At 42.1% G+C, this 235-nt stretch carries 1 protein-coding gene; it reads right to left on the reverse strand.

The genetic code is table 11. The annotated features are described in order from the left end of the window. Positions 1-2: 2 nt before the first annotated feature. Positions 3-235, reverse strand: a 233-nt coding sequence (locus HBA93_RS23630) for a hypothetical protein (RefSeq protein ID WP_221724833.1), incomplete at its 5' end; no start/stop codon positions are given.

Raw genomic sequence — 235 nt, forward strand, 5'->3', positions numbered from 1 at the left:
TGTCATTTTTTCATCATCAGGCCACGTAAAACGAAGTGAGTCCTTCCCCCGATTACAAGTAAGAAATCCTGACCGGCTTTTGCAGTAATTCTGCAAACAAAAACCACATGATACGCCATAACCCGTCGTAAAATGGCAAAGTCAGTGTCGGAATATGGTTTATCTTTCATGGAAACGGCGGAAAAAATCTTCCGCCCCCAAAAAGGGGACATTATGCGTAAGTTTTCAGTATTTG

This window comes from Ochrobactrum sp. SFR4 (assembly GCF_019730395.1).
Taxonomy (GTDB): domain Bacteria; phylum Pseudomonadota; class Alphaproteobacteria; order Rhizobiales; family Rhizobiaceae; genus Pseudochrobactrum.